The organism is Pirellulales bacterium, from assembly GCA_019694435.1.
In the GTDB taxonomy this organism is placed as follows: domain Bacteria; phylum Planctomycetota; class Planctomycetia; order Pirellulales; family JAEUIK01; genus JAIBBZ01.
This window is the reverse complement of the sequence record JAIBBZ010000076.1, coordinates 1-5,181: the sequence shown is the minus strand read 5'-3', so window position 1 is coordinate 5,181 and position 5,181 is coordinate 1. Positions and strand designations below refer to the sequence as shown.

General features: G+C 61.8%; 5 protein-coding genes. 2 read left to right on the top strand and 3 right to left on the bottom strand.

All coding sequences use genetic code 11. The features are described 5' to 3' along the window. On the top strand, positions 1 to 1,118 hold a 1,118-nt coding region (locus K1X74_23310; GenBank protein ID MBX7169281.1), incomplete at its 5' end, for a pyridoxal phosphate-dependent aminotransferase. Positions 1,119 to 1,261: 143 nt separating this feature from the next. After that, complete coding sequence (locus K1X74_23305) at positions 1,262 to 1,987, top strand: MBL fold metallo-hydrolase (protein ID MBX7169280.1); 726 nt, start codon at positions 1,262 to 1,264, stop codon at positions 1,985 to 1,987. A 173-nt stretch (positions 1,988 to 2,160) separates the two neighbouring features. Here K1X74_23305 and K1X74_23300 read toward each other — a convergent pair whose 3' ends face one another. The 3 genes from K1X74_23300 to K1X74_23290 form a co-directional block, all read right to left on the bottom strand. After that, positions 2,161 to 3,054: an alpha/beta hydrolase gene (locus K1X74_23300; GenBank protein MBX7169279.1), complete on the bottom strand. Its 894-nt coding sequence runs from the start codon at positions 3,052 to 3,054 to the stop codon at positions 2,161 to 2,163. Between the two features lie 391 nt (positions 3,055 to 3,445). After that, positions 3,446 to 3,628, bottom strand: a complete 183-nt coding sequence (locus K1X74_23295) for a hypothetical protein (protein MBX7169278.1) — start codon at positions 3,626 to 3,628, stop codon at positions 3,446 to 3,448. A 247-nt stretch (positions 3,629 to 3,875) separates the two neighbouring features. After that, the gene (locus tag K1X74_23290; protein MBX7169277.1) at positions 3,876 to 4,760 is read right to left on the bottom strand and encodes a hypothetical protein; all 885 of its coding nucleotides are present in this window, start codon (positions 4,758 to 4,760) and stop codon (positions 3,876 to 3,878) included. Positions 4,761 to 5,181 lie beyond the last annotated feature (421 nt).

Sequence of the window (5,181 nt, the reverse complement as noted above, 5' to 3'; positions counted from 1 at the left end):
AGCGCGATTTTCTGCGCCGCGGCTTCTCGCGTCGCGACTTCGGCAGAATTGCCGCGCTACTGGGCGCGGGGGCCGCGCTACCGTTTTACGGCGAAGCGGCGCTGGCGCAGCTCTCGCAAGTGGGCGAGATCCCCCCCGACGCCGTAAAGATCAACGCCAACGAGAACCCCTTGGGGCCTTGCCCGCAAGCTATCGAGGCCATCCAGGCCGTGCTGGCCAAAGGCGGCCGCTACTGTTACGACCTGACCGATAAGTTCAAGCAATTGCTGGCCGCGCAAGAAGGCCTCGACGTTGGTCAGGTGGCGGCGTTTGCCGGCTCGAGCGCGCCGCTCACGCAGGCGGTGTTGGCGTTTACCTCGCCCACCAAGAGCTTCGTCACGGCCGACCCGGGCTACGAGGCCGGCGAACTGGCCGCCCGGTTCATCGGCGCCAAAACGCATCGCGTGCCGCTCACCAAAAGCTACGCCCACGACGTCAAGGCCATGGCCGCCGCCGACCCCAACGCGGGGTTGATCTACGTTTGCAATCCGAACAATCCGACCGGCACGCTGACTTCCGATGCCGACATCGACTGGCTGGTCGACAATCTGCCGCCCGAGGCGGTGTTGCTGCTCGACGAGGCGTACATTCACATCGCGGGGGCCCGCCCGCGGTCGGACCTGGTGCGCTCGGGCAAGCGCGTGGTGCTGCTGCGCACATTTTCGAAGATCTACGGCATGGCCGGCCTGCGCGCGGGGGCCGCGATTGCCTCGCCCGAGCTGTTGGCCCGCATCACGCCGTATAGCTCCGGGGCGATGCCGATCACCGGCATGGTGGCGGCCACGGCCAGTCTGAAGGCGGACGACCTGGTGCCCACGCGGCGCAGAATCATCGCCGACACGCGGTCGTCGGTGTTTCAGTTTCTCGACCGCCACGGTTTCGCGTACGTGCCGTCGGTGTCGAACAAGTTCATGGTCGACGTTGGCCAGCCGGGCGAAAAGATCGTGCTGGCGCTGCGCAAGGAAAAGGTCTACGTTGGACGCGTCTGGCCCAGCTGGCCCACGCACGTCCGCGTGACGATCGGCACGCCCGAGGAAATGGAAAAGTTCCAGGCGGCGTTTCTCAAAGTGATGGCCTAGCGCCTGGGGACGCCAGCCGCAAGGCCGTGGCAATTGCCTGATTGGCCCGTGACGGTCGAGTCGGCATTTGCGCCCGCGCGTGCTCTCGGTTAAGATCAGCGGCGGCGTCTCGCAGGCATCGCACTCGCTTGGGAAACCGGTCCATGACCCAGATCGACGAAATCGCGCCCGACCTGTTCCGGCTGTCCGTCTATGTGCCGGACATCGACATGCAGTTCAATCATTTTCTGGTGCGGGACGACGAGCCGCTGCTGTTTCACGCCGGCCTGCGGGGCATGTTTCCCGTGCTGCGCGACGCGGTGGCCACGCTGATCGATCCGGCGCGGTTGCGCTACGTGGCCTGGAGCCATTTCGAGTCGGACGAGTGCGGGGCGCTGAACGACTGGCTGCGGCTGGCGCCCCACTGCGAGCCGGTTTGCACGCTGGTGGGCAAGCTGGTCAGCGTCGACGACTTTTCGCTCCGCCCGGCCCGGGGGCTGACGGCCGCCGACGTGCTTTCGACCGGCAAGTACCGTTACCGCTTCCACGCCTCGCCGCACATTCCCCACGGCTGGGACGCCGGCGTGCTGTTCGAGGAAACCGAGCGGACGCTGTTCTGCTCCGACCTGTTCCACCACTTTGGCCAAGCGCCGCCGCTGGTCGCCGGCGACCTTGTGGGCCCGACCCGCGCGGCCATGCAAGCGATGCAGCAAGGCCCGCTGGCCGGCTACATGCCCTACACGCGAGCGACCGATGGTGTGCTGCACGCGCTGGCCGGGCTCGAGCCACAGACGCTGGCCGTGATGCACGGCTCGTCCTACCGCGGCCCGGCCGCCGGCCAACTGACCGATCTGGCCGGCGTGATCCGCGAGAATTTCGACCGCGCATAGAGAGCGCATCGCGATCGGTAGGTCAGGCTTTAGCCTGACATGCGCCGCCGTTATTCCCGCCATGTCGCGTGGCTAATTTTCCGCGCAGTTCGGCCGCTCTGGGCGATTATGCCGCTTCCCGGCGCCCGTCAGGCTGAAGCCTGACCTACAAAACCGACCTACAAACTGCCGGGTCAATCGAGCCGCAATTGCTTGTCGAACCAATCGGCCAGCGTGCCGATCTCGGCGCGAATCGTCGGCGCGGCGGTGGTGCCGGGCCGCTTGACGACCATGTCGTGGGCCACGTCGGCATCGCGCATCGCGGCGAAGAAGGCGTTCGAATCGAGCCGCGGGATCGAGGGGTCGGCATCGCCGTGCACGATCAGGAACGTGGGCGCCAAGGGCGACACGCGCGGCAACTTGATCTGCGGGTCTTTCGCGCCGGCCGCGAACGGAGCCGACGAGCTGGGGCTGATACCGTCGCCGCCGTTGAACGCTTCCTTGCGAATCTGCTCCCAGGCGGCCGTGTCGGCCTGGATGTAGAGCTTCTGCGTGTCCTTGTCGTTCAGGTCGGTGGGCGGAATGTAAACGCCGGCCGCTTTGGGGGCCGTCTTGTCGGTGGCCGTGATGCAGACCAGGCACACCAAGTGTACCCCGCCCCGCGTGCTCATCAAACCGAGGCGGCCCGCGTCGACCTTGTACTGGTCGGCGTGGGCCTTGATAAACACGATCGCCTTCTGCAGGTGGTCGGCCATGTCGATCACGCTGTACTTGGTGATCGGGCCGGGTCGGACGGCAAACACCGTGTAGCCGCGGCCGCAAAACGTGTCGGCAATCACCTGGTGCTCGCGCTCGGTGTCCTTGCCGTCGGCCGAGTAGCCGGCGCCGCTCATCACGAAGATCACGCCCAGGCCGTTCGCTTTGCCCTTGGGCACGAGCACGTTAAGCGAGAGTTCCTCTTTGTCGACCCCCGTGGCGTAGACCACGCGTTTGGGTTCCTGGTAAGTCGTCTGCCCCCACGCCGCGCGCGAAGCCAGGCAGGCGATGGCCGCCAGCGTAACGATTCTCAAGTGACGGCAGCGTGTCATCGGTCGACTCTCCCTGAAAGGTAGTTATCGGCAGCGGTTCGAGGGTTGGTCGGCCGCGTGCCCGTTGCAAGCGTCTGAGAAACGAGGCCGCCCAGTGAAAAGCGACCCGGGCCAGGCGACCCCGCGCCAGGCAAGTTCGGCTGGTCGTGTGGCCAAGTAAGATTAGCCTATTTCTGGCCCCCCGGCGGGTCAAGCAGGGCGTGGTCGGGCGGCGCGATGTGTGTCAGTAACCTCGCCCGCTAATTGCCGGCTGAAACGGCCGTGGGCGAACGAGAATGGCCATGCCGAGAGCGGCGTGGGATGACTTCGCCCGGCAATTGGCGACGCTCCAAGGCGTTTGGCATTAGTTTGTGCAGAGCGCTGGGGCATTGGCTCTTTCGGGGTAGCTCTGCTATCGGACGTCGCGAAAAAGCTCGAGTAGCAGCAAAATCGCATAGATAAGGGCCTCGCACATTGCGCCGATGGATGCTCTGCCGAGAACGGCACCGATGCCGGTGAAGAAACTTATGATCGCGACGAAAATAAGGCCCGGCAGCGCAGCGTGTTCAGCCCTTTGTCCCAGGCGATGCGCCAAGCCTGCCGATCCAAAGCACAGCGCAAACCAGCACGTTGCGGCTAGAAGCTGGCGAACTGTCACCCGATATCGATATCAAGTCATGACGAACCATGGTCATCGCAAAGCGGCCAATCGACTATCTCGGGCAATTAATGGTCCGCACTTCTCATCGGCCGCGCACCTGCTGTGTAGTTCGGCACGCTGAAGGATTGTTGGGACCAGCTGCGTCGAGATCATTTGCGGTATTGTGGCTCGCGGGTAAAGATTAAATCTTCGGGTTTGTCGGATTGGAGTCAGCAGCGAACTTGGCAAAAGTGGCTTCTACACTCTTAAGCACATCCGGATCGTTCAATCCGGTTTTCTCTATTAGCACTCGCAGCACTGCGTCGCCAAAAGGCGTGACTCGATACTCATACGGAATGGGTTGGCTAGACGGTGATTCAAGGAGCTCCGGTGTTATTTTGAAGTTTTCAAAACAGAGGATCCCTAGCTCCAACATCCGAGAAATCGCAGCAATATATCGCGTATTCCACAGAATATCGCCACTGCTTTTGGAAGCCGGCTGTTTTGCGATGCCGCCATTGTTGGCCGCCGCCACCAACAGATCAACGCAGGAGCCGTCTAGCACCTCCGCCGCACGATGTACATACGTGCTCTTTCGCAAATCAACTTCCCGTAGAGCCTCGATGATGGTAACGGCTAGTTTATCGCTCGCTGCTTCTTCATCTTTGTCGGGGTCGTAATGATGGACCCGCACATTCGCCAGATCAAAAAGCAGGCGATCGCAGTCGGAGCGAAAAAGTAACACTTCCTCAGGCAACCGAAGTGAATGGGCGATTCCAACCTCGTACATGACATTGGCGTTTCTATATGCTGTGTCATCTATAACATGAAGGGTTGAAATATCCGCGAGGATAAGCCGAGCACTTGTAATCCCCTGCAAGATCTCTGTGAGGATTGAGTCGCCAACAACCGACACGTCCACGCGGTAGGCTTCTAATCTGATCTCATTTATCGCAACTCGATTGACCGCGGGTTTTATCACCTTCTCCCAGCGATGATCGGATTGCGATGCAAACCCCATTGCAACGAACACCTTCAGGTTGCGAGCGAATGGCGGAAACAGATTGGCGAAATGAAGTGGATACATGCTGCAAGAATTCCTTGGTCTGGTACCACGGGCCAACTCGCGGGTGGCACCGGCAACTTGTTTGCCGGTGTTGCTCGGCAACAACAAGTCATTGCGAGTCGGTGTGACGACACGCCAGGTCTGAACACTCGCTGAACGGTCTCCCACAACAAGTGGTTCGCTCCATCCGAACTGGGCGGCAGCCTCTTGCGCCTTTCGGAGGCACGACAAGTTGTCGGGGACGATCGTGCATCATTATATGCAAGGCTAAGTACTCGTCTGACTTCAGCGAGGCTTGCGCCGTGAAAGTAGCGGGTGTCGGCGGGGGTACGTCCGATCGAGAACCAAAAGGTGCCGCGGTTGTCGTAGAGATGGAACACGGTGTCTGTACCATCGGTGGTCGTCAGCGTCACTAGGGCAAGCAGTGACATAACCGGCACGT